Source organism: Pseudomonas moraviensis (genome assembly GCF_900105805.1).
GTDB lineage: Bacteria > Pseudomonadota > Gammaproteobacteria > Pseudomonadales > Pseudomonadaceae > Aquipseudomonas > Aquipseudomonas moraviensis_A.
Map to the genome: position 1 here is coordinate 2,190,890 of NZ_LT629788.1, position 26,861 is coordinate 2,217,750.

26 protein-coding genes are annotated in these 26,861 nt (G+C 61.5%); 10 read left to right on the forward strand and 16 right to left on the reverse strand.

The window, feature by feature from the left end:
• Nucleotides 1–4: 4 nt before the first annotated feature.
• The 13 genes from imuA to BLU71_RS09890 form a co-directional block, all read right to left on the reverse strand.
• Nucleotides 5–622 carry a translesion DNA synthesis-associated protein ImuA gene (imuA, locus tag BLU71_RS09830; RefSeq protein ID WP_042610311.1) on the reverse strand — a complete coding sequence of 206 codons (618 nt, stop codon included), beginning with the start codon at nt 620–622 and terminating at the stop codon, nt 5–7.
• Nucleotides 622–1,239 carry a transcriptional repressor LexA gene (gene lexA / locus BLU71_RS09835; RefSeq protein ID WP_083352943.1) on the reverse strand — a complete coding sequence of 206 codons (618 nt, stop codon included), beginning with the start codon at nt 1,237–1,239 and terminating at the stop codon, nt 622–624. The genes imuA and lexA overlap by 1 nt, the downstream gene beginning before the upstream one ends.
• A gap of 147 nt (nt 1,240–1,386) precedes the next feature.
• Entirely contained in the window at nt 1,387–1,692 is a 306-nt protein-coding gene (locus BLU71_RS09840; RefSeq protein WP_064361807.1) for a DUF971 domain-containing protein, read from the reverse strand.
• Complete coding sequence (locus tag BLU71_RS09845) at nt 1,689–2,651, reverse strand: HEAT repeat domain-containing protein (RefSeq protein ID WP_083352944.1); 963 nt, start codon at nt 2,649–2,651, stop codon at nt 1,689–1,691. The genes BLU71_RS09840 and BLU71_RS09845 overlap by 4 nt, the downstream gene beginning before the upstream one ends.
• Nucleotides 2,648–3,496, reverse strand: coding sequence for an ABC transporter ATP-binding protein (locus BLU71_RS09850; protein ID WP_083352945.1), 849 nt, complete (start codon nt 3,494–3,496; stop codon nt 2,648–2,650). The genes BLU71_RS09845 and BLU71_RS09850 overlap by 4 nt, the downstream gene beginning before the upstream one ends.
• Nucleotides 3,496–4,272, reverse strand: a complete 777-nt coding sequence (locus tag BLU71_RS09855) for an ABC transporter permease (RefSeq protein ID WP_083352946.1) — start codon at nt 4,270–4,272, stop codon at nt 3,496–3,498. The genes BLU71_RS09850 and BLU71_RS09855 overlap by 1 nt, the downstream gene beginning before the upstream one ends.
• 230 nt (nt 4,273–4,502) lie before the next feature.
• Nucleotides 4,503–5,927 carry an ABC transporter substrate-binding protein gene (locus BLU71_RS09860; protein ID WP_173867334.1) on the reverse strand — a complete coding sequence of 475 codons (1,425 nt, stop codon included), beginning with the start codon at nt 5,925–5,927 and terminating at the stop codon, nt 4,503–4,505.
• Between the two features lie 211 nt (nt 5,928–6,138).
• Nucleotides 6,139–6,384, reverse strand: a complete 246-nt coding sequence (locus BLU71_RS09865) for a 4Fe-4S dicluster domain-containing protein (RefSeq protein ID WP_007959413.1) — start codon at nt 6,382–6,384, stop codon at nt 6,139–6,141.
• A 27-nt stretch (nt 6,385–6,411) separates the two neighbouring features.
• The gene (locus BLU71_RS09870; protein ID WP_083352948.1) at nt 6,412–8,142 is read right to left on the reverse strand and encodes a fumarate reductase/succinate dehydrogenase flavoprotein subunit; all 1,731 of its coding nucleotides are present in this window, start codon (nt 8,140–8,142) and stop codon (nt 6,412–6,414) included.
• Nucleotides 8,139–8,891 (reverse strand): GntR family transcriptional regulator, encoded by a 753-nt coding sequence (locus BLU71_RS09875; protein WP_064361813.1) that lies wholly within the window; start codon nt 8,889–8,891, stop codon nt 8,139–8,141. Before BLU71_RS09875 ends, BLU71_RS09870 begins: the two co-directional genes overlap by 4 nt.
• A gap of 205 nt (nt 8,892–9,096) precedes the next feature.
• Nucleotides 9,097–9,984 carry a Dyp-type peroxidase gene (locus BLU71_RS09880; RefSeq protein WP_083352949.1) on the reverse strand — a complete coding sequence of 296 codons (888 nt, stop codon included), beginning with the start codon at nt 9,982–9,984 and terminating at the stop codon, nt 9,097–9,099.
• 75 nt (nt 9,985–10,059) lie between these two features.
• Nucleotides 10,060–10,782 carry a DUF72 domain-containing protein gene (locus BLU71_RS09885; RefSeq protein ID WP_083352950.1) on the reverse strand — a complete coding sequence of 241 codons (723 nt, stop codon included), beginning with the start codon at nt 10,780–10,782 and terminating at the stop codon, nt 10,060–10,062.
• Between the two features lie 25 nt (nt 10,783–10,807).
• Complete coding sequence (locus BLU71_RS09890) at nt 10,808–12,595, reverse strand: thiamine pyrophosphate-requiring protein (protein WP_083354320.1); 1,788 nt, start codon at nt 12,593–12,595, stop codon at nt 10,808–10,810.
• 180 nt (nt 12,596–12,775) lie between these two features.
• Here BLU71_RS09890 and BLU71_RS09895 point away from each other — a divergent pair, with 180 nt between their 5' ends.
• The 4 genes from BLU71_RS09895 to BLU71_RS09910 all read left to right on the forward strand — a co-directional run bounded on the left by BLU71_RS09895 (nt 12,776) and on the right by BLU71_RS09910 (nt 18,080).
• Complete coding sequence (locus BLU71_RS09895) at nt 12,776–13,276, forward strand: cupin (RefSeq protein WP_083352951.1); 501 nt, start codon at nt 12,776–12,778, stop codon at nt 13,274–13,276.
• A 207-nt stretch (nt 13,277–13,483) separates the two neighbouring features.
• Nucleotides 13,484–14,323, forward strand: a complete 840-nt coding sequence (gene yghU / locus BLU71_RS09900) for a glutathione-dependent disulfide-bond oxidoreductase (RefSeq protein ID WP_065617170.1) — start codon at nt 13,484–13,486, stop codon at nt 14,321–14,323.
• A gap of 269 nt (nt 14,324–14,592) precedes the next feature.
• Nucleotides 14,593–16,761: a TonB-dependent siderophore receptor gene (locus BLU71_RS09905; protein ID WP_083352952.1), complete on the forward strand. Its 2,169-nt coding sequence runs from the start codon at nt 14,593–14,595 to the stop codon at nt 16,759–16,761.
• 125 nt (nt 16,762–16,886) lie between these two features.
• Nucleotides 16,887–18,080, forward strand: coding sequence for a GAF domain-containing sensor histidine kinase (locus BLU71_RS09910; protein ID WP_083352953.1), 1,194 nt, complete (start codon nt 16,887–16,889; stop codon nt 18,078–18,080).
• 8 nt (nt 18,081–18,088) lie between these two features.
• On the opposite strand, the gene BLU71_RS09915 is transcribed toward BLU71_RS09910, so the two are convergent.
• Nucleotides 18,089–19,021 (reverse strand): helix-turn-helix transcriptional regulator, encoded by a 933-nt coding sequence (locus BLU71_RS09915; protein ID WP_039758730.1) that lies wholly within the window; start codon nt 19,019–19,021, stop codon nt 18,089–18,091.
• A 540-nt stretch (nt 19,022–19,561) separates the two neighbouring features.
• Between BLU71_RS09915 and BLU71_RS09920 the strand changes: the two genes are divergently transcribed.
• The 4 genes from BLU71_RS09920 to BLU71_RS09935 all read left to right on the forward strand — a co-directional run bounded on the left by BLU71_RS09920 (nt 19,562) and on the right by BLU71_RS09935 (nt 23,483).
• On the forward strand, nt 19,562–20,911 hold the full coding sequence (locus BLU71_RS09920) for an MFS transporter (protein ID WP_083352954.1): 1,350 nt from the start codon (nt 19,562–19,564) through the stop codon (nt 20,909–20,911).
• A 99-nt stretch (nt 20,912–21,010) separates the two neighbouring features.
• On the forward strand, nt 21,011–21,703 hold the full coding sequence (locus BLU71_RS09925) for a fumarylacetoacetate hydrolase family protein (protein ID WP_042610294.1): 693 nt from the start codon (nt 21,011–21,013) through the stop codon (nt 21,701–21,703).
• Between the two features lie 33 nt (nt 21,704–21,736).
• Nucleotides 21,737–22,495 (forward strand): SDR family oxidoreductase, encoded by a 759-nt coding sequence (locus BLU71_RS09930; RefSeq protein ID WP_042610293.1) that lies wholly within the window; start codon nt 21,737–21,739, stop codon nt 22,493–22,495.
• Between the two features lie 31 nt (nt 22,496–22,526).
• Nucleotides 22,527–23,483, forward strand: a complete 957-nt coding sequence (locus BLU71_RS09935; RefSeq protein ID WP_083352955.1) for a 2-hydroxyacid dehydrogenase — start codon at nt 22,527–22,529, stop codon at nt 23,481–23,483.
• A 625-nt stretch (nt 23,484–24,108) separates the two neighbouring features.
• Here BLU71_RS09935 and BLU71_RS09940 read toward each other — a convergent pair.
• Nucleotides 24,109–24,450: a hypothetical protein gene (locus tag BLU71_RS09940; protein WP_042610291.1), complete on the reverse strand. Its 342-nt coding sequence runs from the start codon at nt 24,448–24,450 to the stop codon at nt 24,109–24,111.
• Between the two features lie 89 nt (nt 24,451–24,539).
• Entirely contained in the window at nt 24,540–25,181 is a 642-nt protein-coding gene (locus tag BLU71_RS09945; RefSeq protein ID WP_083354321.1) for a class II glutamine amidotransferase, read from the reverse strand.
• A 166-nt stretch (nt 25,182–25,347) separates the two neighbouring features.
• Between BLU71_RS09945 and BLU71_RS09950 the strand changes: the two genes are divergently transcribed.
• A complete protein-coding gene (locus BLU71_RS09950; protein ID WP_042610412.1) occupies nt 25,348–25,596 on the forward strand; it encodes a hypothetical protein in 249 nt (82 codons plus the stop codon).
• A 105-nt stretch (nt 25,597–25,701) separates the two neighbouring features.
• On the forward strand, nt 25,702–26,859 hold the full coding sequence (locus BLU71_RS09955) for a GGDEF domain-containing protein (RefSeq protein ID WP_042610289.1): 1,158 nt from the start codon (nt 25,702–25,704) through the stop codon (nt 26,857–26,859).
• Nucleotides 26,860–26,861: the final 2 nt, after the last annotated feature.

The following is a 26,861-nucleotide window of genomic DNA, read 5'->3' on the forward strand; positions in this document are numbered from 1 at the left end:
ACGATCAGTGCCCCACGGCAAAGGCAATCGGCGCCGCACGCGCCAGCCCGCCACGGCACTTGAGCACCCGTAACTGCGCCGGTCTGGCATCGATGGCAATCCGTAACGCTGCCGGTGAGGGGTTGACCGCTTCGCTCAACGGGCGCCAGGCAAAGGCCAGGGTCTGGCCGGTTTCCGCCGCCACCTGCAAACGCCGCAGCGCTCGGTCATCGGCCTTGTTCGGCCAGCACAGCACTGCGCCGCAACTGCCCGAGCGCAAGCACTGCTCCGCCGCCCACAAGGCATCGCGTTCGCTGGCCTGAATCACCGACAACTGGCGCAGATCAACCCCGGCATTGGCCCAGGCCTGCGGGTACGGCACAAATGGCGGTGCCACCAGCACGATGCGTTCACCCGCCGCCGACAATCGCGCCAGGGTCGGCCAGACCAGTTGCAGTTCACCGACACCGGGGCCGGCGAGGAGGATTTCGCTCAGCGCCGCTTCCGGCCAGCCGCCGCTGGGCAGGGCCGCGTCCAGAGCAGCATGCCCGGTCGGCTGCGGGCTCGCCGCCGGTGGCGCAGGCCGGCCGCGCCAGACCTGGCCGCCATTGAACAGCGTATCCAGTGCAACGACGGCGCCCATCAGCCTTGCCTCACCAGGCCACAGAACACGCCTTCGATGGCCAGATCCTGATCAGCACGCACAACGATCGGCTGATAAGCCGGGTTGCGTGGCAACAGGCGCACTTCATTTGCGACCCGTTCGAAGCGTTTGATGGTCACTTCACCGTCAAGACGCGCAACGACGATCTGGCCGTTGAGCGCTTCGGGATTGCGCCGCACCCCGACCAGATCGCCGTCGAGGATGCCGTCTTCGATCATCGAGTCGCCCTGCACCCGCAGCATGTAATCCGGGGTGCGGGAGAACAGTGCCGGGTCGAGCAGCAAACGGTTATGGATGTCGGCATCGGCGCCAATCGGCGCACCGGCGGCCACGCGACCGAGCACGGGGATCTCCAGCAGCTCCGGACGCGGCGGTTGCCCCAGCAGGCGAATGCCGCGGGCCTGATGCGGATTGACCTCGATGAAACCGGCTTCGGTGAGCGCCAGCACATGCTTGCGCGCCACGCTGCGCGAGGCAAAACCAAACGCCTCGCTGATTTCAGCGAGGCTTGGGGGCTGACCGTGCTCGGCGATGCGATCGCGGATAAAGGTCAGAATGGCGGTACGGCGGGGAGTCAGGTTTGTCATGGAGTACATTTGTACTCCTGCGGGAATTTTATGACAAGAACCGCCAGTCGGCGTAGGAGCTGCCGAAGGCTGCGATCTTTTGATCTTGCTTTTAAAAGTCAAAGTCAAAGTCAAAAGATCGCAGCCTCGTTTCACTCGTCAGCTCCTACAGAATCCTCATGTCTCTGTAAGAATGCGGGGAGGCGAAGAATCAAGCTGCGCCAGATACTCCCACGGGTAAATCCCGCGTTGATGCCCATCGCTGAACACCAGTTGCACGCCATACCCCTGCGGGTTGAGTTCGATCAGGCGTACGCGATCATCAACCAGCGGCGTGATGCCGCGCAGGCGAAACGCGCGGCATTGCGAGCACGGGCATTGCCGGCGCAGATCGGCGTGCTTGAGCAACGATGCGCGCCCGTCCGGCCAACTCAGCCGCAACGTGCGCGCACTCTGCGAGTTGCCCACCGACAACGGGTTCATTGCAACTGACTCAATGCGATGCGCACGGCTTTGCGCACTTCCGGGTCGCCGTCGTCCTGCGCTGCCTGCAACGCGGCCACGGCGCCGCGTTCGTTCAACTCTCCAAGAGCCAGCGCGGCCTCTTTGCGCAGGTTGCTGATGCGGTGGCCGAGAGTATCAATCAGCGCGTCCAGCGCCGGGACGAAGCGCAGTCGACCGAGGCTGCGGGTGGCGCGCAGCCGCACTTGCCAATAGTCATCGCTCAGCGCTTCGACCAAAGCCGGGCCGGCGTCGCTGTGGCCGACCTTGCCCAGCGTGGTCGCGGCTTCTTCGCGTACTTGCCAGGCATGATCATGCAAGGCCTGGCGCAGCGCCGGCAGCACATCGACGCCGCTGGCCAGACCGAGCGCACCGGTGGCGGCGCGACGCACTTCGGTGTCCGGATCGTCGCTGGCCAGGCAGGCCAAGGCTGGCAGTGCGTCGAGCTGTTTGAGCCAGCCGAGTACCCCGACCGCTTCACGACGGACACTGGCATCGGCATCACCCAACGCTGCGAGGGCAGCCGGCGCGGCCTCGGCGAAGCGCAATTCTCGTAACGCCCGAAATGCAGCGATACGCACACTGACGTCGGCATGGGCGCTCCACGGCAGAATCACCCGCCCTGCCGCTGCAGTCTTGAGCAGGCTCAGACTCTGCGCGGCCGCCGACTGTACGGCGGGCGACGGATCCGTCAGCGCTTCGCACAAGGCGTGCACGACCGCTTCGTCTTCCCACGCTTCAAGCAATCGTGCAGCTTCAGCCCGAACATCCTCAGCAGGATCCTGGCGTAGTCGATCGACCAGCCAGAGCAAGCCATCCGGTTCTTCGAGATCGGCCAGATCAATCAGGGCAATGCGCCGCACGCCGGCGTCTTCCGCCGTCAGGCGCGGTTGCAGGGCGAGGATGTCTTCGTTATCGGTCACAGCAAAAATAGATGTCATAGGGCAAATCGCGGCAAAGGGTTTTCAGGAGGCAGACCGAGCGGATTGAGGCGCGGCAGCGGTCGGTCGTTGTCGTGGCGCAGCAGGTCGAGGCAGTGGCGTTTGAGGCGGGCGAACTCGGGACTGGTCACCAGTTCACTGGTGCGCGGGCGTGGAAAGTCCAGACGCAAGTCTTCGATGATCCGCCCCGGTCGCGCGCTCATCACCAGCAAGCGATCGGCAAGAAACAGCGCCTCGTCGATGTCGTGGGTAACGAAGACCACGGTGGTGCGGATGCGCGTCCAGATGTCCAGCAGCAATTCCTGCATGTTCAAGCGGGTCAGCGCATCCAGCGCACCAAACGGCTCGTCCATGAGCAACAGACGCGGGCGATTGACCAGCACCCGGGCGATCTCGACCCGTTGCTGCATGCCTCCAGAGAGCTGATCCGGCCAGCGTTCGGCAAAGTCTTCGAGCCCAACCAGCTTGAGCATGTCGTCAGCGGCGCGATGCCGCTCAGCCTTGCCGACGCCGCGCATCTTCAGGCCGAAGGCGACGTTGTCGCGCACCGTGCGCCACGGGAACAGCGTGTGATGCTGGAACACCATGCCGCGCTGCGGTGACGGGCCGGCCACTTCACTGCCGTCGACTTTCAGGCTGCCGGTCCTGGCATTCAAGTGGCCCGCCAGGGCGCCGAGCAAGGTCGACTTGCCGCAACCGGACGGGCCGAGGATGCAGACGAACTGACCGGGTTCGATCTGGCAATCGAGGCCCTGCACTGCTTCGAAGGCTTCGCGGCCCTGGCCGAGGACGATGGACAACTGGCGGATGTCGATCCGCCCTTCCGGGGTTTGCATCACGCTCATCAGGCTTTGCCTCGCGGTCGATGCCAGGGCGTGAACAAGCCGCCCAGGCGTTTGATCAGCCAACTGCTGCCCATGCCCAACACGCCGATCAGGAGCATGCCGACGACAATGTCGGCGTAGTTCTGAATGGTGTAGGACTCCCAGGTGTAATAACCGATACCGAACTGCCCGGAGATCATTTCCGCCGTCACCAGACAGAACCACGAAGTGCCCATGCCGATCGCCAGGCCAGTGATGATGCTCGGCGCAGCGCCCGGCAGGATCACTTCCAGCAGAATCGCCCCGCGCCCTGCTCCGAGGCTCTTCGCCGAGGCAATCAGACGTGGATCGACGCCTTCGACGCCGTGCACGGTGTTGAGCAGGATCGGGAACAGCGCGCCGGTGAAAGTGATGAAGACCATCGACAACTCCGAGGACGGAAACATCAGGATCGCCAGCGGAATCCAGGCTACGGCGGGGATCGGGCGGAGGACTTCCAGTGGCGGCAGCAGGATGTCTTCGGCCCACTTCGAACGACCGATGGCCAGCCCCAGAGCGATGCCGATCAGCAATGCGACGAGGTAGCCGGCAAAGACGCGACCGAGACTGCTGCTCAAGTGCTGCCAGAGTTTGCCGGAGTCGCCCAGGCCCAGCGCGGCTTCGATCACCGCCAGTGGCGTCGGCACGTTGGCGAAGGTCACCAGGCCGAGGTTCCAGTGATGGCTGGCGGCGAGTTGCCAGAAGAGCAGGCAGAGCAACAGGGAGCTGATTCTTGGTGCCCAGCGTAGTGTTTTCATGAGTGGCATTTCCGCTTGCGGATCTGTGTGATGGCTGAAATCTACCCCCTCACCCCAGCCCTCCCGAAACGTCGGACCGCCCCCAAGGGGGCGAGGGGGAAAGGGAGCCGATTTGCGTGGTTTCAAAACCTGAGTTCGACTCGATATTTCACGTCGGCGTATCTCCCACCAACAACCCGTTCAGCCCCCTCTCCCTCTGGGAGAGGGTTAGGGTGAGGGGCTTTTGATCTTCAGCGCGCAGCGACGGCTTGCGCAGTGGCATCGCTGAAATCGAACACCTTGCCGCCCTGCGCCGTGGCGTATTGCTGGGCCTGGCCCTTGAGCAGAAATGCGCTGAGGCGGCCCTTGGCATCGCTGGCAAACCAGGCTTGTTCAGCGAGCAACTTGATCCCGCTGTCACTGGCCTGCGCATACACCGCACGAATGTTCTTGCCCTCCTGCTTGAGCGCAGCCAGGGCGGTGAACGCCGATTCAGCCGAGCCGTAACGGCGGACTTTTTCCTCACCGCGCACCCAGATCTCAGCGACATGGCTAACGTCGGTGATGGCCTTGCCCGTCGCCGCATCCACACCCGGTAAAGGCGTCTGCGCGTAGTTGGCCAGTTGCGCGGTGTAATCGAGGTTCGAGGCCTTGAAAGCGGCGCGGATGTACTGGTCGTCGATGAAAGTATTCAGATCAAGCCCGCGATCGGCTTTCTTCAGCAGCTTCAACGTGTCGATGGCGGTGCCGACGGCCTGACGATATTCAGGTTTCCAGCTCAGGTCGCGGGTCTGCACGCCCAGCGGGCCGTGGAACAGGTAGTTGACCTCGGCATCGACGCCGGTGACTTTGGCGATCAGCTCGCTGTACTTCTCCGGCTCGGCGGCGAGCAGTTGATTGGCTTCGATGCTGGCGCGCAGGTAGGCGACGACAATTTCCGGGTACTTTTTCGCATAGGCCTGATCCACCAGCGCGCCATGGAAGGTCGGCGCGTTGGCCTGGGCGCCGTCGTAGATCTTGCGGGCGAAACCACGGCTCGGGAACAGTTCGGCGAACGGCACGAAATCGGCGTGTGCATCGATCTTCCCGGCTTGCAGGGCGGAGCCGGCGACTTCCGGTGGCTGGGCGATGATGTTGACATCCTTGAGCGGGTCCCAGCCCTGCTCTGCCACGGCGCGCAGCAACATGCCGTGGGCCGTCGAGGCGAATGGCACGGAAATGGTCTTGCCCTTGAGTTCACTCAGGCTCTGCACGGCCGAGGCGCTCGGCACGACGATGCCGTTGCCGCTGCCCTTGATGCTGCCCGACAGCACGCTGATGAACAGGCTGTGCTTGCCCGCCGTTTCGAACGCCACACCATTGAACGCACCGGGGAAATCAGCCATGGCGCCGAAGTCGAGTTTGCCCGCGACCATCTCGTTGGTCAGCGGCGCGCCACTGGTGAAGTTCTTCCACTGCACGTCGTACTTCGCGTCTTTGTAGGCGCCGTCGTGGGGCAGGTATTTTTCCAGCAGACCGAGTTCACGGATCAACAGGCCGCCGGCGGCGCAGTTGATGGTGGTGTCCTGAGTGCCGATGGCGATGCGGATGGTTTCGGCCGAGGCCGACAAGGTCAACGAAGCCAGTACCAGACCGGCAAGTGCTGCACGCAACATGAGTGTTTCCCCTCGAATCATTGGTTTGAGATTCGTCTCCGCCGCGATCAGGGCGCGGTGGGAAACGAGGGGTTTTCGGTGAATCGAGCGTCCGGGGTTTCCGGATGGCTTTGGTTTGTCACAGTTCCAAATGTAGGAGTGAGCCTGCTCGCGATAGCGGTGTGTCAGCTAACACATCTACATCTGACCCACCGCTATCGCGAGCAGGCTCACTCCTACAGGGGAAAGCGTTTCAACGCAGGAGATAGGGGATTTCGACTTTGACGGCCCCCGTCGGGCAATCCTTCTCGCACGGCATGCAGTACCAGCATTCATCGAAGGCCATGTAGGCCTTTTGCGTGGCCGGGTTGATCGCCAGCAGGTCCATCGGGCAGACGTCGACACACACGGTGCAGCCCTTTTCGGCGATGCATTTGTCCTCGTCCACGGTGACCGGGGCGTTGGAGCGGAAGAAGATTTCCTGAGCTTGATAAGCCATGGTTCGGACTCTCTGAAAAATGATGCTTCAAGCGGCGAAAGCGCCGACCCGCAGGCGGTCGTAGGCCTGCATTTCCTCGGCGTCGAGCGGGATGATGTAAGGCTCGACAGCTTTCTTGAAACTGCGCATGCGGCCGTCCTCGCCCTTCTTCAGATGGCAATGGCAGAACCATTCGGCATCGTTGCGTTGCGGATGGTCGACGCGATAGTGGTACAGGCCCCAGCGGCTTTCGGCGCGGAACAACGACGCGCGGGCGGCCATTTCGGCGCAGTCGCGGATCACGCTGGTTTCCATCGCGCGCATCAATTCATGAGCGTTGTTGGCTTTCATCTGCTCGAGATCGCGTTCGATGTCGCTGAAACGTTGCAGACCAATCTGCATCTTCCTGGTCACTTTCGGCGGTTGCAGGTAGTCGTTGACGAAGCGCCGCAGCTTGTACTCGACCTGCGCCGGCGGCAGGCCTTCTGCGCGATCGAGCGGCGCGTAGACCCGGGCTTTTTCCCTGGCGATCTGCTCGGCGTCCAGTGCGGAAAACTCGCGGTCGGCGACAAACTCCGCGGCGTTGTGCCCGGCGAACCAGCCGTAAGTGAACGCGCCAAGCATGTAGTTGTGCGGCACCGCAGCCATGTCGCCGGCCGAGTACAAGCCCTTCACCGACGTCTCGGCACGCTCGTTGACCCACACGCCGGACGCCGAGTGACCGCTACAGAAACCGATTTCCGAAATATGCATTTCGACCATCTGCGTGCGGTAGTCGGTGCCACGATTGGCGTGGAACTGGCCACGGCTCGGGCGCTCGTTGCTGTGCAGGATTTCCTCGATGTTCTGGATGGTTTCCTCGGCCAGGTGATCGAGCTTGAGAAACACCGGGCCGTTGCCGCTTTCCAGTTCCTGATGGAATTCCCACATCATCTGCCCGCTCCAGTAGTCGCACTCGATGAAGCGTTCGCCCTTGTTGTTGGCGGTGTAGCCACCCAGCGGGCCGGTGACGTAGGCGCAGGCCGGGCCGTTGTAATCCTTGATCAGCGGGTTGATCTGGAAGCACTCGAGGTTCGCCAGTTCGGCGCCGGCGTGATAGGCCATCGCGTAGCCGTCACCCGCATTGGTCGGGTTTTCGTAAGTGCCCATCAGGTAGCCCGACGAAGGCAGACCGAGGCGTCCGGCCGCGCCGCAGGCAAGAATCACCGCTTTGGCCTTGATCACATGGAAGTCGGCGGTGCGGCAGTCGAAGCCCATGACACCGTTGACCGCGCCCTCCTCGTCAGTCAGCAAACGCGTGCAGACCAGACGATTGGTGATGCTCACCCGTGCGCGTTTCAACTGCCGATACAGGACCTTCTTGATGTCGTGCCCTTCCGGCATCGGCAACACATAGGCGCCCATGTGGTGGACCTTTTTCACCGCGTAGTCGCCGGTTTCGTCCTTCTCGAACTTCACCCCCCAACGGTCGAGCTGCTCGATGGTTTCGAAACTGTGGGTGGCGTAGGCGTAAACCGCCGCCTGATTGACGATGCCGTCATTGGCGATGGTTATTTCCTTGGTGTACTGCTCCGGCGTCGAATGCCCCGGGATGATCGCGTTGTTCAGGCCGTCCATGCCCATGCTGATCGCGCCGCTGCGTTTGACGTTGGCCTTGTCGACCAGCAACACGCGCAAATCGCGGTTCTTCTCTTTGGCCTTGATCGCCGCCATCGGCCCGGCCGTACCACCGCCAATCACGACGATGTCGTATTCCTGTTCTAGAACGTTGCGGGTCATGCCTGCTCCCCTTTCTGCCGGTCGATCCGCAGGCGGTACTGGAACGCATCGCCACGGTAATAAAGGTGTTCGAAGTCCAGCGGCTGGCCCTGGGCGTCGTGGGTCAAACGCTCGATGCGCATGATCGGCGAGCCGGCTTCAACGTTGAGTGCCTGGGTCAGGTCGCTATCGGCCAGCACCGCGTCGATGGCCAGATCGGCGTGGCCGAGGGCGATGCCACAGTCGTTTTCCAGGATCAGAAAGATGTCGCGAGTCACCAGATCCGCCTTCTCCAGCCGCTCGCCGAGCGCTTTGGGCAGGTAGGTGATTTCCAGCGAGATCGGCTCGCGGTTGATCAGCCGTACGCGCTTGATCTGCGCGACGATCTCGCCTTCGGCCACCTGCAGACGCTCGGCAACACGTTTGTCAGCGGCGATGAATTTGAAGCTGCGCAGGCGGTTGATCACCTCGTAGCCGCGCCCGGTCATCGACTCGGCAAGGCCTTGCAGGCTGCTGACGTTTTGAAAGGTTTTCGGCTTGGCGACGAAGGTGCCCTTGCCATGGATCTTGAAGATCAGCCCTTCCTTTTGCAGATCGCCCAGGGCCTGGCGCACGGTGATGCGGCTGACTTTGAACAGTGCACCGAGCTCGCTTTCAGAAGGCATCTGACTATCTTGCGGGTATTCGCCATCGAGAATTCGCGCACGCAGGACATCGCGCAACTGGGTGTGCAGCGGAACGCTACTGAGGGAGAGAACGTTGTCGGTCATCACGGAATCACTTGTCATAACGAGTTATGACGTGATCTTAGAGACGTTATGACAAGCTTGAGAAATATTGTTTGGGCATAACCTTAGATTCGCCCTAGAGATGCAAAAGATCGCAGCCTTCGGCAGCTCCTACAGATTGAATGCGATTGCCCTGTAGGAACTGCCGAAGGCTGCGATCTTTTGACGTTACCCTTTTGCTCAATCCTCAGCCGATGCGCAGCGCACGCAGATCAAGGCGTCCGTCCACGAGCGGCGGGCACCAGTAGTAGCCGCCGGTGATCGGTCGGCTGATCTGGTACAGGCCATCGGCGATTCCGTCTTCCAGACCGCTCATGCGCCGCAGTTGTGCTTCGAAGGCATCGAGGGAAAAACCGAAAGCGAGGAACATCAAACCGGCGCGGTCGCCTTCGATCCATGGCATCGAGCGGCGCACCACGAAAGCTTCCGGGGCGAAGCTTTCCTGGGCGGTGCGTTTGACGTGGGCGGAGATCGGCGCGTCGTCGATTTCTTCGTTATCGCTCAGGCGACGCCCCATGATGTCGTCCTTGGCGCCAGCAGTGAGGCGATGAAAGCTCTTGAGATCGTGCTGCCACTGCTGGATCGCGGCGAAACTGCCTCCGACCAGCCCATCAGCGCCGGTGCTCAGCAACGCGGCGGCGACAGCGGCGTCGTCATGGGGGTTTTCCGTGCCGTCTTCGTAACCGGTGAGGTCGTGGCCTTCCATGTGGCGGAAGGCTTCCTGCATCTGCACCAGGCGCAAGGCCGGGGCCAGCGCGGCTTCGATGGCATTGCTGCGATTGAGCAATTCACCCCGGTCGACACCGTGCAACCAGACCCACAACGCATGCTGGGTCGACGGGTTGTCCACGCCGACGCCGGTCAGGGCCGGGAAGCTGCGCAGGCCAGCGATCTCAACGTTCAGCGCCTTGGTCAACGACTCACCAAAGCCCACCACTGCCGACTTGCCATCCACCAGCATCAGCAGGTTGTCGATCGCTTGCGGCAAGGCTTCCACCGACGCCAGAGCGAAAAACAGATGACGTGCTTGCGCAGGAACAGGGGTGGCGAGAATGCCCGGCTGGTAGTAACTCATGTGAACTCCTTGAAAAAGTGCGCGGAGTTTACCTGTAGCCGGATGGTTTGTGTGGGTGGCGAAAGCGTCGCTGTTTCAGCGTGAACGGCCTTCGATCAACGCCTTCAAAGCCAGCGCATCTGCCGTGGCCGCGCCGCTGGCGGTGTTGTCGAAGATGCACCAGATGTCTCTGCCTTCGGCTTTCGCACTCTGCAGGGTCTGAACAAGCTGCCGCAGACAAGCCGCGTCATAAGCGCTGTGATAAATCCGCGGCGAGCCATGCAAGCGCCAATACTGCAGGCCCTGCCAGCCGCCCGGCGCGGTGTCGGTGCTGATCCGTGACGGATCGACCGCTGCCTGGGCAATCTGCAGCTCCACCAGCAGTGCCTCAGCGTCAGTCCATGATTCGTGTCGCGGTTCCAGCACCACGCTGCCTTGAAAACGCTCGCGCAAGGCGCGGAAGAAAGCCTCGGCCACCGGCGCATCGAACGCCAGTTTCGGTGGCAGTTGCACCAGCAGGCAGCCGAGTCGATCACCCAAGCCTTCGCACTGGCCGAGAAACTCATCAAGCGCGGCCACGCTGTCCGCCAGCCGTTGCTCATGGGTGATGAGCTTCGGCACTTTGACGGCGAAGCGAAAGTCCGGTGGCACTGAGTCGGCCCAGCGCTCGTAGGTCTGGCGTCGATGCGGGCGGTAGAACGAGCTGTTGATCTCCACACAGTTGCAGCGCGCGGCGTAGCGTTGCAAGTGCGTGCCCTCGGCAGGAAATGCCGGCCAGTGCTCGCGACCGAGGCTCCAGCCGGCACAACCGATGAACATTACAGGCTCGTTCAAGCGCCCACCGTCATTTTTTGCCGGGCAACACGGAACCAAGCACCTGCTTGGCGGTTTGCATGATCACCCCGGCCTCGTCCGGATCACCCTTGAGCAGGGTCGTGGCGAATTTCTTCGCTTGCTCAAGCTTGATGTGCGGTGGCAGCGGCGGCACGTTCGGGTCCGTCTTGAACTCGATCAGCACCGGCACTTCCGAGGCGAGCGCCTGCTCCCACGCAGCCGCCACGTCTTCTTCGCGATCAACGAAGATGCCCTTGAGGCCAATGGAAATCGCGAATAAGTGATACGGCACGTCGGGAATGCTCTGCGACGCTTCAAACTTGGGATCGCCCTCCATCACTCGCTGCTCCCAAGTGACCTGATTGAGGTCTTCGTTGTTGAACACCGCGCAGATCCATTTCGGGCTCTGCCACTGCCGCCAGTATTTGGCGACGGTGATCAGCTCGGCCATGTTGTTCATCTGCATCGCGCCGTCGCCGACAAGGGCAATCACCGGGCGCTCGGGAAAGGCGAATTTCGCCGCGATCGCATACGGCACCGCAGCCCCCATCGAGGCCAGGCCACCGGACAACGAGCATTTCATGCCCCGGCGGATTTTCAGGTCGCGGGCGTACCAGTTGGCGCAGGAGCCGGAATCGCTGGTGATGATTGCCTGCTCAGGCAAGCGCGGTGACAGCTCGTAGACCACCCGTTGCGGGTTGACCGGATCGGCCTTGGCCATGGCGCGTCTCTCCAGGGTTTTCTCCCAACTGCCGCGCCAGCCTTCGATCTTCTTGCGCCATTTGCTTGAGGTTTTCTGTTCCAGCAGCGGCAGCAACGCAGCGAGGGTTTCCGCTGAATCACCGACCAGATTGACCTCCATCGGATAACGCAGGCTGAGCATGTCCGGTTGCAAATCGATCTGCACGCCGCGCGCCTGGCCTTCCTTGGGCAGAAATTCGGAATACGGGAAGCCCGAACCGATCATCAACAAGGTGTCGCACTCGCTCATCAGCTTGTAGCTGGGCTCGGTGCCGAGCAGGCCGATGCTGCCGGTCACCCACTGCAATTCGTCGGGCAACGCCGCTTTGCCCAGCAGCGCTTTGGCCACACCGGCGCCGAGTTTTTCCGCCACGGCGATCACTTGATCAGTCGCCTCCAGCGCGCCGGCACCGACCAGAATCGCAACTTTCTCGCCACTGTTGAGCACTTCGGCGGCGCGTTGCAGATCGCTTTCATAAGGCACGACTTTCGGCTTGCTGTAACCGACGCCGGAATGCGCTGTGCCATGGGCGCGCGCCGGTTGTTCGTAGGGCAGATCCTGCAAGTCATTGGGCAGGATCAGCGCGGTGACGCGGCGCTCGCCGACGGCAGTTCGCACCGCGCGATCGAGCAGATGGCGCACCTGCGACGGCGCCGAGGCCTGCTGCACGAATGCGCCGGCGACATCCTTGAACATCGACACCAGGTCCAGTTCCTGCTGGTAATGACTGCCCAGCGCCGTGCGCGCCTGCTGCCCGACGATGGCCAGCACCGGCATGTGGTCCATGCGCGCATCGTAGAGGCCGGTGATCAGGTGCGAAGCGCCGGGGCCGGAGGTGGCAATACACACGCCCAGCTCGCCGGTGAACTTGGCATGGGCCGAGGCCATGAACGCAGCCATTTCCTCGTGCCGTGCCTGGACGAATTCGATCTTGCCTTTGGCCCGGCTCATGGCGCCGAAGACGCCGTTAATGCCATCGCCCGGATAGCCAAAAATTCGCGTCACGCCCCATTCGCTGAGCCGTTCCACCAGAAAATCACCTACTGTCTTCGTCATCTTGACCCTCGCCATTTGCTGCTGCATGGACATGTAAGGGTCTGGACAGCCCGCTTCGCGGTGAAGTTTCGCTGGATTGTCCGGGCATGGACTTTGGCCCCGTGTTTACGCAGCAATGATTTTTTGAGGCGAGCACCCTGCCCTGCGGTCGATTGAAAAATGATCGAAGGAGGATTCGCCATGACTGAAGTACAAACCTTGCTGCTCGAACGCAATGACTGGGTGCCGAACAATCCGCGTCTGCCGGTGCTGATCTATCGCCACGCGATCACCATCAAGGGCGACGATTCCGCAGCGCGTTTCGAGCAGATGTTCGGCGCCAACGGCTGGCCAGCGCAGTGGCGCTACGGAATTTATGACTATCACCACTACCACACCGAAGGCCACGAAGTGCTTGGCGTGGCGGCGGGTCAGGCGCGGTTGATGCTGGGCGGGCCGAATGGGCAGGTCGTCGACGTCAGCGCCGGGGATGTGTTGTTGCTGCCGGCCGGGACTGGCCACTGCAATCTGGGTTCGAGTGAGGATTTTCTGGTGGTGGGCGCGTATCCGCCGGGGCAGCAGGCAGATATTTGCCGGGAGGCGCCGAGTGATGCGCAGTTGGCGCGGATCGAGGGGCTGGCGTTTCCTGAGACAGATCCGGTGCAGGGAGTCGGGGGTGCGGTTGGACAGTATTGGATTTGATGATTCACCACATAACCCTGTAGGAGTGAGCCTGCTCGCGATGCGGTGTGTCAGTCATTACTTCTCTACCTGATACACCGCTATCGCGAGCAGGCTCACTCCTACAGGGGATTTGGGTTGGCAGATAAATCTGTGGGGCTGGCACCCGCCGGAATTTTTCCCTACGGTGTCTACCTGTTCTCTCCCAGCATCGACGAGGTCCGTTTCATGAGCAATGCGTCTTACGTTCCGCCCAAGGTCTGGAAACAAGAAGCGCCTTCCGGCGGCCACTTCGCCAGCATCAACCGCCCGATCGCCGGGCCGACCCATGACAAAGAGCTGCCGGTCGGCAAGCATCCTTTGCAGCTGTATTCGCTGGCCACGCCCAACGGCGTCAAAGTCACCATCCTGCTCGAAGAGTTGCTCGCGCTCGGGCACAGCGAGGCCGAGTACGACGCGTGGCTGATCCGGATTGGCGAAGGCGATCAGTTCTCCAGCGGTTTTGTCGAAATCAACCCGAACTCGAAGATTCCGGCGCTGCTGGATCGCAGTGTCGAGCCGCCGATCCGGGTGTTCGAGTCCGGCTCGATCCTGCTGTATCTCGCGGAAAAGTTCGGTGCCTTCCTGCCCAAGGATCCGGCCGGTCGTACCGAAACCCTCAACTGGCTGTTCTGGCAAATGGGCTCGGCGCCGTACCTGGGCGGTGGCTTCGGGCATTTCTACGCTTACGCGCCAGAGAAGCTCGAATACCCGATCAATCGCTTCACCATGGAAGCCAAACGGCAGCTGGATGTGCTCAACCGCCGTCTCGCCGACAACGCCTATCTGGCCGGTGACGACTACACCATCGCCGACATCGCCGTATGGCCGTGGTACGGGCAACTGGTGCGCAACAACGTCTACTCAGCGGCGGAGTTCCTCGCTGCCCATGAGTACACCCATGTACAGCGCTGGGCGGAAGACATCGCCAAGCGCCCGGCGGTCGTACGTGGACAACGGGTGAACCGCACGTGGGGTGATGAAGACAGTCAGGTGCCGGAGCGGCATGGGGCGAAGGATCTGGACTGATTCCAAAAAAACTGCATAACCCTGTGGGAGCGAGCCTGCTCGCGAAAGCGGAGTGTCAGACAACGCATCTGTTGATTGATACACCGCCTTCGCGAGCAGGCTCGCTCCCACATTTGTTTGCGGAAGCGATCAAATCCAATTGTGAAAAAATCATTAACTAACTGAACCGTACGGGTTTATTCCTCCGGAAACCTCCTACATACTAATGCGAATAATTCTTACATGCACTCGCATCAGTTTCGTTTGGGTCATCTTGGGGAAGCAGATAGATGTCGTTTCACACCATCCACCGCCGTTCGAACCTTTCACCTAACCTCCTCGCAATCGCCATCGGCATGGTCAGCATCGCACCTGCCCTCGCCGAAGAAGCCGCCTCCACCGTGCCAGCCAATGGCCCGCTGGAACTGCAAGCGACCGAAATCGGCGCCACGCAGATGAGCAGCACCACCGAAGACACACAGTCCTACACCACCGGTCCGATGCAGACGGCGACCAAGCTGTCGCTGACCATGCGTGAAACGCCGCAGGCGGTGACGGTGATCACTCGCCAGCGCATGGACGACCAGAACATGACCAGCGTCAACGACGTGGTGCGTGGCACGCCGGGGCTGTTCCTCAGCGAGGCCAGCGGCCCGGGTCGGCAGACTTACAAGGCGCGCGGTTTCGACATCGACAACATCATGTACGACGGCCTGCCCAGCTCGTATTCGCCGTTCACCCTGGCGGTGCAGCCGAACCTGGCGATGTTCGACCGGGTGGAAATCGTCCGTGGTGCGACGGGTCTGGTCACCGGTGCCGGCAACCCGTCGGCAGCGATCAACATGGTGCGCAAGCGTCCTACCGCCGATCAGCGCGTGACCCTCACTGGCGCCGCCGGCAGCTGGGATGACTACCGTGGCGAAGTCGATGCCTCCAGCCCGCTGAACGAAAGCGGCACGCTGCGTGGCCGTGTGGTGACGTCGTATCAGGGCGCCGACAGTTTCCGCGACAAGGAAGAAAACGATCACGGGCTGTTCTATGCCATCGGTGAAGCGGACCTGAGCGACAGCACCACCGCGACCCTCGGCTTCTCGCGGCAGAACGACCAGACCAACTATTTCTGGGGTGGCCTGCCGATCGGTGAAAACGGTCATCACCTCGACTTGCCCCGCTCCACTTACCCGGGCACCGATTGGGAAAACCGCAAGCTGCAGGTCGACACCGTGTTCGGTGAAGTCGAACACCGGTTCGACAACGACTGGAAACTGCACCTCGGCGGTTCGACTTCAACGCTCGAGGGCGAATTCTCCGGCACATACCTGTCGCGCTACGACGGCCCGCTGGAAACCACCGCCTACCAATCGCACCACACCGACAAGCAACGCGCGTTCGACGGTTTTGCCAGCGGCCCGTTCGAAGCGTTCGGCCGTACACATGAGTTAGTGGTCGGCGCGAGCAATCGTGTCTACGACGCCACCACCAAGGAATACTCGCCCTACGACACAGGCCTGCCGATCGGCGCGCCCAAGCCTGACTTCGTGCGCAGCGGCAAGTCGCGCAACGTCACCACCCAGGACGCGGTTTACCTGACTACGCGCTTGAGCCTGGCCGATCCGCTGACGCTGATCCTCGGCAGTCGTCTGGACTGGTATGACTACGACGATCGCTCGGCCGATGGCGACTTCAAGGTCACCCGCAACCTGACCCGTTATGCGGGCCTGATCTACAAGCTCGACGACCATCACTCGGTCTACGCCAGCTACACCGACATCTTCACCCCGCAAACCCAGAAAGACCTCGGCGGCAAAGTGCTTGAGCCGATCGTCGGTGAAAACTACGAAGTCGGCATCAAGGGCGAATATTTCGACGGCGCTCTGAACGGCAGCGTGGCGGTGTTCCAGATGGACCAGACCAACCGCGCCACCCAGGCGGCGACCCAGCTCGGCTGCCCGGAACTGACCTGCTACGAAACCTCCGGCAAGGTTCGCGCCCAGGGCGTGGACATGGAACTGCAAGGTGCGCTGACCGAGCAATGGCAAGTCGGCGCCGGCTACACCTATACCCGCGCCCACTACATCAAGGACGAAAACCCGGCGAACAACAACCAGAAGTTCGACACCGACATGCCCGAGCACCTGTTCAAGGTCTCCACCGTGTACCGCTTCAAAGGCCCGCTGGAAAAACTGCGGGTGGGCGGCAACGTCTACTGGCAGAGCCGCATGTACAACGATATCGCCCTGGCCAACGGCAGCAGCTATCGCCTGGAACAGGGTGGCTACGCGGTCACCGATCTGATGGCCGGCTACGAGGTCAACAAACACCTCGACCTGCAGGTCAACGCCAACAACATCTTCGATCGCAAGTACTACTCGTCCATCGGTACTGACGTGACGTGGGGCTCGACCGACAACTACGGCACGCCGCGCAGCTACATGATGACGGCCAAGTACAAGTTCTGAGTCGACAGGCTCAGCACGCAGCCGACAGGCGCCGGGAGTTTTCCCGGCGCCCTTTTTTGCACGTTCATTAGGCATGGCCGGCAATAACCGATAGTCTCTGGCGACACTTTCGCGAAGCGCCGGCCATGCCCCAGACAGATTTCTCTTCCGACCTCCAAGCCATCGGCAGCATTGACGCTGTGCCGGTGATCCTGAGCATGGTCAAGCATACGACCGGCATGCGCTTCGCCGCTGTAGCGCGGGTCACCGAGAGCAAGTGGATCGCTTGCGCCGTGGATGACTCGATAGACTTCGGCCTGTTGCCCGGCGGCGAACTGGTACTGGAATCGACGATTTGTCATGAGATCCGTCAGCACCATCAGCCGGTGATCTTCGGCCATGCCAGCCAGCACCCGGTTTTCTCCACGCACCACACGCCGAAAACCTATGGTCTGGAAAGCTACATTTCGATTCCTATCATCAAGGCCAATGGCGAGTTTTTTGGCACACTCTGCGCCATTGATTCGGTTCCGGCGAACCTCGACGACCCGGCCATCGAAAAGACCCTTACCCTCTTCGCCCAACTGATCGCCATGAGCCTGGATACCCAAGGTCATCTGCACGCGACCAGAACCGCCCTGGCCGATGCCAACGAGATGGGCCGTCTGCGCGAGCAATTCATTGCGGTGCTGGGCCACGATTTGCGCACGCCACTGAGCGCCATTCGCATGAGTGCCGACCTGCTCGAAAGCAAGGCCGAGGACAAGCGCTCGCGCACGCTGCTGTCGGCGATCCGCACCAGCTCGGTACGCATGGGCGTGTTGATCGAAAACATTCTCGACTTCGCTCGGGGCCGGCTCGGCAGCGGAATTCCGGTGCAGCGCAAACTGGTCGATGACTTGCAGCAAACGCTGCGCCAGACCCTGGACGAGATCCAGGTGGCGTACCCGCAGGCGCAGTTCATTGATTCGCTTGAAGTGCCGACCGGGGTCTATTGCGACCCGCTGCGCATCAGCCAGCTGTTGTCGAACCTGCTGGGCAACGCCGTGACCCATGGCTCCACGGCCGAGCCGATCGTGCTCAAGGCGTATGCCGAGGGCGACGAGATGGTCATTTCCCTGACCAACCAGGGCGCGCCGATTCCGCCGGCGCTGATGCCGCTGCTGTTCGAACCGTTCTCGCGTTCCGAAGCGGGTCAGCGCAACGAAGGGCTGGGGCTGGGCTTGTACATTGCCGGGCAAATTGCCAATGCGCACAACGGCACTTTGACCGTCACCTCCGACAGCAAAGCAGGCACCTGTTTCGTCGCGCGCTTCCCTGCGCGCTTCAAGTGGGTCTGAGCGCCGCTCTAAGTGTTCAATGGTGTCTGCGGCGTGTCCGGGTTGAGCTGGCGCCGACGGAACTGCCCCGGCGGCTGGCCATGAATCTGGCGAAAACGTCGGGAGAAATAGGCCTCGTCGGCGAACCCGCACAAGCGCGCCACCTCGCCCACCGAGCGCGTGCTGTTGAGCAAAAAATTGCGCGCTGCGTGCATGCGCCGCTCCAGCACCAGCTCGGTGAACGTCTTGCCGATCTCCTTGCGCAGCCAGTGCGTCAGGTAGGTCGGTGACAGATAGGTCGCAGCGGCGACTTTGATCAGGTTGAGATCAGGATCGGCGATGTTCTTCCGCAAATATTCGAACATCCGGCTCAGGGCGTCGCGACGGCTGTTCTCGGCGGCATTCTCTTCCGCCAGACGCTTGAGCGGTTCGGCATAGAGAAAACACACGCTGCCAATCATCTGCAGCAACAGCCCCTTGAGCATTTCCCGCGTGCCGAACTGACGGTTCTCATCGAGTGCACGCATCTGCTCGATCAGGCCGCAGACCTGAGCGAAATCCTCATCGCCCAGAATGAAATCCAGATGCTCCTGAAAGCGGAACGGCGACAGCTCCGGCGCCAGCAGGATCGACACTTCTTCCAGATCCATCGGGTCGCATTGCAAATGCGGCAAGAGGAACGTCTGGGAAAAGTTGATGACGATGAAATTGCTGTCCTCGGGATGCGGAATTACATGCACGCGATGGGGCAGGATGAACGCCAGGGTGTTGCGCGGGAACGGCCGCTGCACGCTGCCGATGTGCTGCACGGTGTCGCCACCGAGGTTGATCTGGATCTGGAAGTACTCGTGCCGGTGAGGCGCGGTTTCAGCGCGCCGACCCTTTTTGTCGCGAATGTAGAAATCGGTCAATTCGCTGCGCTGCTGCATGACGTAGGTCGGAATACGGCTGGGTGAAGACATGGGCGTGAGGTCCTCCGGGCAGTGAGGTGGCGCCTGTCATCTTGCAGGGTTGAGCGGTCAGCGGCAATGAGTCATACGATGACAATGGCTTTTATGAGACAAGCCTCGCGACGCACCTGTCCAAAAACTGAATTGCTATCAAAATTCTTATAACCGTTATTAGTCAGGCGCTTAAGATGACTACGTGATCCTTTTTATCAAGACAAATCGTATTTATCTTTTTGGACAGGTTCGCCCAATCCCCATTTTTGAAGAAAAAACGTTCTAACCCGCCGGTTGATTTAGAACCGTTGTACGACCACTGTAATGACAACGCAGCCCAACCTCTTTCAAAAACAATCAAAGGTGCGCACGTCATGATCCTGCTGTTCCCCCTCGCCGCCCCGCCCGACCTCCCCTTCAAGTCAATCGCAGAAAGACGTTCCTGAACGTCTGAAACCCGCGCTGCAAGCCGTTCGATCGCCTTGCCCCACACGTTGCGGGCAACGGCGTCGGCTGCTCGAAAAATCTCGACTCTTCTAACAATAACGAGGTCTCCGCATGTCCAACTCCCACTCTTCCAGTGCCACGGTGCCGCCGGTGATTGACGGCGCACGCGATGCCGTCTCGTCGCAGCGCCTGCCCACCCGGCGGCGCTGGTTCATGCTTTCGCTGCTGCTGATTGCGACGATCATCAATTACATCGACCGGGTGAACATCTCGATTGCCGCGCCGTTCATGGCCAAGGACCTGGGCCTGGACAAGATCGAAATGGGCCTGATCTTTTCCGCCTTCGCCTGGACCTATGCCTTGGCACTGGTGCCGGCCGGGTTCATCGCCGACCGGTTTGGTTCGCGCTTCACCTACGGCGTATCGCTGATCAGTTGGTCGACCGTCACCGTTTGCCAAGGCTTCGCCACCGGTTTTGCTTCGCTGTTCGGCCTGCGTCTGGCGGTCGGCGCCATGGAAGCCCCGGCCTTCCCGGCCAACAGCCGCGCCGTAACGGTGTGGTTTCCGGCGCGGGAACGCGGGCTGGCCAGCAGCATCTACGTGTGCGGCCAGTACCTCGGCACGGCGCTGTTCACCGGCGCGCTGCTGTGGCTGGCGACCACCTTCGACTGGCGCCACGTGTTCTACAGCACCGGCGCACTCGGCATTGTCTTCGGTGTGCTGTGGCTGTACCTGTATCGCGATCCGCTGAACTGCAAAAAAGTCAGCCAGGAAGAATTGAAGTACATCGAAACCGGCGGCGGTCTGGTCAAGAGCAGTCAGGAACGCACCCGTTTCAACTGGCGACAGATTGCCGAGTTGTTCAGCTATCGGCAGATCTGGGCGATCTGCATCGGCAAATTCGCCAGCACCTCGGCGCTGTATTTCTTCCTCACCTGGTTCCCGACTTACCTGATCGAAGAACGCAAATTGACCATGATCAAGGCCGGGATCTTCGCCGTACTGCCCTTCGTCGGTGCGACGGTGGGAATTCTGCTGGCTGGCATCGTTTCCGACCTGTTGATCCGTCGCGGCTACTCGATGTCGTTTGCGCGCAAGCTGCCGCTGGTGGTCGGTTCGATGCTGGGCATGTCGATCGTGCTGGTGAATTTCACCGACTCCAACCTGATCTGCATCGCCGTGCTGACCATCGCCTTCTTCGCCCAAGGCATCGCGTCATCGTCCTGGGCGGCGGTCTCGGAAGTAGCGCCGAAAGAGCTGATCGGCCTCACCGGCGGCATCACCAGCCTGGCGGCGAACATCGGCGGCATCGTCACGCCGATCGTGATCGGCGCCATCGTCCACGCCACCGGCACCTTCGCCTATGCCTTCTGGTTCATCGGCGGCGTGGCGCTGATCGGCACGCTCTCCTACTCGTTGTTGCTCGGACGCCTGTATCGCATCGAACTGAAGGTGCGCTGAGCGGAAAAACCCGGATTTGTCCAAACGCAGGCGGCTTTCGTCCAACTTCGCCGACGCCAGCCGCCGTACGCTGCCCTTTCAAACAGGATGACCCGCAGGATGAACATGACCGAATACGTCTTTACCCCGGATCTGCCCGTAACCCTGCCGGTACTCGGCAGCGAACAACGATTCCCCGTTGGCCGGGTGTTCTGTGTCGGCCGCAACTACCCGTGGCCGGACACTCAAGGCCAGTCGCGCCAGCCACCGGTGTTCTTCATGAAACCGGCAAGTTGCGTGGTTGATGCCGTCGGCGACGTGGCCTTCCCCTCGGTGTGCGAGGACTTCGTTCACGAAATCGAACTGGTCGTCGCTATCGGCGAAGGCGGCGCCAACATTCCTGAAGATCAGGCTCTGGCCTACGTCTGGGGCTACGCCGCCGGCCTCGACCTGACTCGCCGCGACGTGCAACGCGCGGCCAAGAGCAACGGCTTGCCGTGGGAAGGCGCCAAGGTGTTCGACGGCGCCGCGCCGATGACCGCCGTCGTCCCGGTGAGCCGCTCCGGCCATCCCGAGGGCGAGTTGTGGCTGAACGTCAACGGCGAAGAACGCCAGCGCGACAATCTCGACAGCCAGATCTGGTCGGTCAGCGAAGTGATCGCCCGCATCTCGCAATCCGTGGCCCTGCGCGCCGGCGACCTGATCATGACCGGCAGCCCCGCCGGCGTCGACAGCCTGCAACCGGGCGACGTGATCAGCGCTGGCATCGACGGCATCGGTCAATTGCAAATGCGCGTCGGCCCACGGCCCTGATCCGGCGAATTCTGAGACAAGGAGAACAACAATATGACCACCCCTTTGAAAGTCGCGCTGGTCACCGGCGCCGGCAGTGGCATCGGCCGCGCCGTGGCGCTGGGCCTGATGGCCGATGGATTCACTCTCGTGCTCGCCGGCCGCCGGCCCGAGCCGTTGCAAGCACTGGTCGAACTGGCGCAGAGCCAAGGTCATCAAGCACTCGCGGTACCCACTGACGTGCGTGATGCGGCCAGTGTCGACGTGCTGTTTGCGACGATTGCCGAGGTCTACGGCCGCCTCGATGTGGTCTTCAACAACGCCGGGGTCAATGCCCCCGCCGTGCCGCTAGATGAACTGACGTTCGAGCAATGGCGCAACGTGATCGACACCAACCTCAACGGCGTCTTCCTCTGCGCCCGTGGCGCGTTCGGACTGATGCGCAAACAGCAGCCTCAAGGCGGTCGGATCATCAACAACGGTTCGATTTCCGCACACACACCGCGCCCGTTCAGCAGCGCCTACACCGCGAGCAAACACGCCGTGCTCGGCCTGACCAAATCCCTGGCACTGGACGGCCGCGAATTCAACATCGCCTGCAGCCAGATCGACATCGGCAATGCCCTGACGGAAATGTCGGTGCGCATGACTAAAGGCGTGCGCCAGGCCAACGGCAGCATCGCCGTCGAGCCAATGGTCGACGTCAAACATGTCGCCGATGCGGTGCGCTACATCGCCGGCCTGCCGCTGTCGGCCAACGTCCTGAACATGACCGTCATGGCCAGCGCCATGCCGTTTGCCGGCCGCGGTTGAGCCGGCCTTTTTATTGCGTAACGAGGTAGCCATGAAGCCAGAAATCCTGCAACTGAGCCCGATCCTGATCCCGCAAATCAACGCGCGCCTGGAAGAACTGTTCACCGTACGCCGCTACTTCCAGCAGACGGACAAGCCCGCTTATATAGAGGAACACGGCGCCAACATCCGCGGCGTCATCACCGGCGGCCACACCGGCATCAGCCAGGCGCTGATGGCGCAACTGCCAAACCTGGAAGTGGTCGCGGTCAACGGCGTTGGCACCGACGCCGTCGACCTCGCCTACGCCCGCGACCGCGGCATCCGCGTCACCGCCACCATCGGCGCCCTCACCGAAGACGTCGCCGACCTCGCCATCGGCCTGCTCATCTCGGTCTGCCGCGGCCTGTGCACCAGCGACCGCTACGTACGCTCCGGCCAATGGCCGCAAAGCCCAACCCCCCTCGCGCCCCTGCCCCTGGCCCGACAAGTCTCCGGCATGCGCATCGGCATCGTCGGCATGGGCCGCGTCGGCCGCGCCATCGCCACACGCGCCGCCGCCTTCAGCTGCCCGATCAGCTACACCGATCTGCACCCCATGAGCGACGTCCCCCACACCTTCGTCGCCGACCTCAAACAACTGGCCCGCGACAGCGACGCCCTGATCCTCGCCGCCGCGGCGGACAAGGGCGAAGCGATTATCGACGCGCAAGTGCTGCAAGCGCTGGGCAAGGACGGTTACCTGGTCAACGTCGCCCGGGGCAAACTGGTGAACGAAACGGATCTGGTTGCCGCGCTTGCGGCTGGCGAGATTGCCGGGGCTGGCCTGGATGTGTTCGTCGATGAGCCGAATGTGCCAGAAGTTTTGTTTGGCAACGAACAGGTGGTGCTGCAACCGCATCGGGCGAGTGCAACATTGCAGACGCGTACGCGGATGGGGGAAATGGTGGTGGCGAGTCTGGTAGATACGTTTGCGGGAAAAGTGCCGGCTGGGTGTGTGACTGGATGAACGGGTTCCGGAGCGCTGTTCGTGATCGCGGCACACACCGCCTTCGCGAGCAGGCTCACTCCCACAGGTTTGATTGCGTACATTCAGTGAGAAATGGGGCGTCTGTCAGGCCGCCTTCGCGAGCAGGCTCGCTCCTACAGAAAATCAAAAGATCGCAGCCTTCGGCAGCTCCTACAAACAATGAGCGCAAGCTCGAGTTCCGCTTTTGATCCTGGAGCCCGTCGGCAGGCTGAGCGGAGGGATTGATCCGGGCGTGGGAGCGTAGCGACCGTACGACGCAGTCGGACACAGCGAGTGTAGGTGCAGCGAAGCAAACCGGAGCCGCTGCGCCAGGATCGATCCCGCAGCGAAGGAACCCCGAGCCTAAGCGAGCGGGCCGAACGTCAGGGCACAGACCTTTGGTTACTTTGGGGCGTCTGCCAAAGTGACCCGCTGTAAGAGCGGAACCATAAGAAGCCATTACCGCAGAAACGGATATACACCCAAACCCAAAAGGAGCATGGTCGGCCCAAAGGCCGCCAAGCCCAAAAAAAAGCCCCACAACCAAAAACCGATGTGGGGCCAAAAAATTGGTTGGTTGCGGCCAACCAAAGGAGCTCTGTAAAAAACCACCCAAGCGCTCAGATCAAATGCAATCCTGAGCCGCCCGCTCAAAACTCGACGGCAACAAATTCGACGCCAGCAAATGCCGCTCATAAATGAACACCTTGCCACCCTTGCCCGCCTTGTAGGCCTCCAGCACGTTATCCGCCGACACCTTGCTCGGCACCACAATCCGATAACTGCGCTGACTCTGCGAAACCGTCGGATTCAACGCACTGCCCTGCAACTTCGGCACCACACATTCAGCGTATTGCGCAGGCGTCTTGCTGGTCTGCAACGTCAGGGTCGGATCGTTCGGCGCCGAAGCACAACCAGCGAGCAACAGGGAAGCCAAAGCCATGGCAGGCACGAATAAAGCACGCATCGGGGGTAATCCTGAAAATAAAGGTTCGGTTCAACCGGCAACGGTTCGACTTCACGGCATCGCCGCTGCCATTCAATTTTTTTTGAGAATCAGCTCGAGGCCACCAAGGCCTTGAGCGATACATCGAATTGCTTCAGCGCGTCGAGTTGCAGGTCACGCTGCTGATTGATCTGTGCAGCGACTTGCGGCGCCGCCTGGTTGTGCACCCAGACCGAAGGCAGCTCTCGCTCGATCGCTCCTTCGGCCTTGCCGATGTATTGCAGATCGGCGTCGTAGAACCGCGCGGAAAAGCGCGCCTCGACCAGACTGTTGCGCTGGGTCAGCAAGCGATTGAAGGTGTCGAGCTTGACCACCACATCGGGATGGGCCTGCACCAGCGCATCGAGGTTGTCGTAAACAGTCACCGAGACGAACTGCTGCTGCAGCGAACTCACCAGCCAGTCGAGCGCCAGTTCCGGATCGGAGCTGCCGACAAAGGCGTCGCGGATTCGCGAGTCCAGCGCGTCTTTCGCGCCGTTCAGCGCCATGTCGTGGTAGCGCTCCAGGTATTGCAGGTTCTGCAGCGTGTTTTCGCTGAGCAATACACCCACGGTCTGCGTGTGCTGCAACGCCGAGGTGCTGGCGGCGATGGGTTGCAGGTGACACGACCGGGCGTCGTCTGCGTAAGCCGGTGCGGTCACCAACCCGCCCATCAGCAGGGCGATCATTGCCAGTCGAGTCAGAATGTTCATCGCGCAATTTCCTTGAGCTGCGTCTTCGATGGAGGTGATTTTCCGCCGATCGCCGGCAAAGCAGAACTTGCGTTTCTTGATGGTCACTATTACTTCCAGCAATAGTTGCGTGCCACGCAGACTGATGCACACTGGACCTACCAAAAAAAATGATGAGGGTCTCGCCTTGAGAACGTTTGATCTGATCCGTGACGCCGTGCTGCCCGAATATCGCGAGCGGGTGGCGGAATACCTGGTCCAGTACGAAACCGTGCTGCTGGACAAAAACACCGACGATGCGCAATTGATTCGCGACACTGCACACCAACTGCGCGGTTACCTGCGCGGGCTCAATACCACGCGGGTGCTGGGCATGGCCTACTGGGAAGAGCTCGATCGCCGTGTTGTCGACACCTGGCTACGCCCGCAAGAGTGAATGCTGGAGCGCCAGTGGTCTGCCCGGCAAAGCTTCCCCTGCGAAAAACCTGACCAAACGCTTACAATCGCAGGCCTATTGCCATACAGACAGGCCTGCCCGGAAATGCCGCTCGACCCGCCAACGATGCTGACCATCACGATCGCCCTCGCAGCCGCTGCCGCGCTGTACCTGGCGGTCGAGTGGCGCAGTATCCGTGAGCCTTCGCTACTGTTCTGGAGCGCCGGTTTCGCCACCATCACTATCGGTTCAACCCTCGCCCTGCTGCGCAGCAGTGGTTTTCTGCTGCTGGGCATCTGGTTCGCCAACGGCCTGCTGGTGACCGCACACTTCTTTTTCCTGCTTGGCGTGGCACGCTTCACCCAGGCCCGACTGTCGCCGGCGTGGTACCTGATTTTCGCGACGTGGCTGATCATGCTGTTATTGCCGGACGGGCCGCTGTGGTCCAAAGCCATGCTGGTGGCCAACTCGCTGCTGGTGGCGATTCCCACACTCAAGGCCAGTTCGCTGCTGCGTCCGCACGGCAAATCATTGAGCGTCGGCGCGGTGCAACTGCGTTATGTGCTGCTCGGCCACGGCATCTTTTATGTCGCCAAGGCCCTGACCGTAGTGATCCCCGGCACGCTGATCGATCTGGCGGCGTTTCGCGGCGAGATCATTCAGATCTCGCTGGTCGAAGGCGCCATGGCGATCATGCTGATCGCCCTGTCGATGACCGGCACCGAACGTTATCGCCGGGAAAAGCAGATCGCCCGCCTCGCCGAGCGCGATCCGCTCACCGCCCTCTACAACCGCCGCGCCCTGGAAAAACGCACGCCACGCCTGCTGGCCGGAGTTTGCGCGCAACGCCCGGGTGCGCTGTTATTGATCGATATCGACAACTTCAAACTGGTCAACGATCAGTACGGGCACATCGCCGGCGACCGCTTGCTGATCGCCTTGAGCGAAATGATCCGCGCCCGGCTGCCGGCCCATGCGCTGACCGCGCGCCTGGGCGGCGATGAATTCCTGATGCTGCTCAACAACGCTTCAGCCGAAGCTATTCTTGAACTGGGCAATGCCTTGCGCGAACAGTTTCTGGCCTTGGCGTCGCACACCTATCCCACGTCTGCTGCGGTGACCCTGAGCATCGGCGCTACCCTGTTCGACAGACCACCGGCCAGTCTGGATGCGCTGATCGAACTTGGCGATGCCGCGCTCTACGAGTCCAAACGCGGTGGCCGCAATCGCTTGCGCCTGTCCGGCCTTGCCACCCCAGGATGATC

What these genes read in the sequence shown, in the direction of transcription:
- imuA (WP_042610311.1), bottom strand. Translation starts at nt 622, where the DNA reads ATGGGCGCCGTCGTTGCACTGGATACGCTGTTCAATGGCGGCCAGGTC.
- lexA (WP_083352943.1), bottom strand. Translation starts at nt 1,239, where the DNA reads ATGTACTCCATGACAAACCTGACTCCCCGCCGTACCGCCATTCTGACC.
- BLU71_RS09840 (WP_064361807.1), bottom strand. Translation starts at nt 1,692, where the DNA reads ATGAACCCGTTGTCGGTGGGCAACTCGCAGAGTGCGCGCACGTTGCGG.
- BLU71_RS09845 (WP_083352944.1), bottom strand. Translation starts at nt 2,651, where the DNA reads ATGACATCTATTTTTGCTGTGACCGATAACGAAGACATCCTCGCCCTG.
- BLU71_RS09850 (WP_083352945.1), bottom strand. Translation starts at nt 3,496, where the DNA reads ATGAGCGTGATGCAAACCCCGGAAGGGCGGATCGACATCCGCCAGTTG.
- BLU71_RS09855 (WP_083352946.1), bottom strand. Translation starts at nt 4,272, where the DNA reads ATGAAAACACTACGCTGGGCACCAAGAATCAGCTCCCTGTTGCTCTGC.
- BLU71_RS09860 (WP_173867334.1), bottom strand. Translation starts at nt 5,927, where the DNA reads ATGATTCGAGGGGAAACACTCATGTTGCGTGCAGCACTTGCCGGTCTG.
- BLU71_RS09865 (WP_007959413.1), bottom strand. Translation starts at nt 6,384, where the DNA reads ATGGCTTATCAAGCTCAGGAAATCTTCTTCCGCTCCAACGCCCCGGTC.
- BLU71_RS09870 (WP_083352948.1), bottom strand. Translation starts at nt 8,142, where the DNA reads ATGACCCGCAACGTTCTAGAACAGGAATACGACATCGTCGTGATTGGC.
- BLU71_RS09875 (WP_064361813.1), bottom strand. Translation starts at nt 8,891, where the DNA reads ATGACCGACAACGTTCTCTCCCTCAGTAGCGTTCCGCTGCACACCCAG.
- BLU71_RS09880 (WP_083352949.1), bottom strand. Translation starts at nt 9,984, where the DNA reads ATGAGTTACTACCAGCCGGGCATTCTCGCCACCCCTGTTCCTGCGCAA.
- BLU71_RS09885 (WP_083352950.1), bottom strand. Translation starts at nt 10,782, where the DNA reads ATGTTCATCGGTTGTGCCGGCTGGAGCCTCGGTCGCGAGCACTGGCCG.
- BLU71_RS09890 (WP_083354320.1), bottom strand. Translation starts at nt 12,595, where the DNA reads ATGACGAAGACAGTAGGTGATTTTCTGGTGGAACGGCTCAGCGAATGG.
- BLU71_RS09895 (WP_083352951.1), top strand. Translation starts at nt 12,776, where the DNA reads ATGACTGAAGTACAAACCTTGCTGCTCGAACGCAATGACTGGGTGCCG.
- yghU (WP_065617170.1), top strand. Translation starts at nt 13,484, where the DNA reads ATGAGCAATGCGTCTTACGTTCCGCCCAAGGTCTGGAAACAAGAAGCG.
- BLU71_RS09905 (WP_083352952.1), top strand. Translation starts at nt 14,593, where the DNA reads ATGTCGTTTCACACCATCCACCGCCGTTCGAACCTTTCACCTAACCTC.
- BLU71_RS09910 (WP_083352953.1), top strand. Translation starts at nt 16,887, where the DNA reads ATGCCCCAGACAGATTTCTCTTCCGACCTCCAAGCCATCGGCAGCATT.
- BLU71_RS09915 (WP_039758730.1), bottom strand. Translation starts at nt 19,021, where the DNA reads ATGTCTTCACCCAGCCGTATTCCGACCTACGTCATGCAGCAGCGCAGC.
- BLU71_RS09920 (WP_083352954.1), top strand. Translation starts at nt 19,562, where the DNA reads ATGTCCAACTCCCACTCTTCCAGTGCCACGGTGCCGCCGGTGATTGAC.
- BLU71_RS09925 (WP_042610294.1), top strand. Translation starts at nt 21,011, where the DNA reads ATGAACATGACCGAATACGTCTTTACCCCGGATCTGCCCGTAACCCTG.
- BLU71_RS09930 (WP_042610293.1), top strand. Translation starts at nt 21,737, where the DNA reads ATGACCACCCCTTTGAAAGTCGCGCTGGTCACCGGCGCCGGCAGTGGC.
- BLU71_RS09935 (WP_083352955.1), top strand. Translation starts at nt 22,527, where the DNA reads ATGAAGCCAGAAATCCTGCAACTGAGCCCGATCCTGATCCCGCAAATC.
- BLU71_RS09940 (WP_042610291.1), bottom strand. Translation starts at nt 24,450, where the DNA reads ATGCGTGCTTTATTCGTGCCTGCCATGGCTTTGGCTTCCCTGTTGCTC.
- BLU71_RS09945 (WP_083354321.1), bottom strand. Translation starts at nt 25,181, where the DNA reads ATGAACATTCTGACTCGACTGGCAATGATCGCCCTGCTGATGGGCGGG.
- BLU71_RS09955 (WP_042610289.1), top strand. Translation starts at nt 25,702, where the DNA reads ATGCCGCTCGACCCGCCAACGATGCTGACCATCACGATCGCCCTCGCA.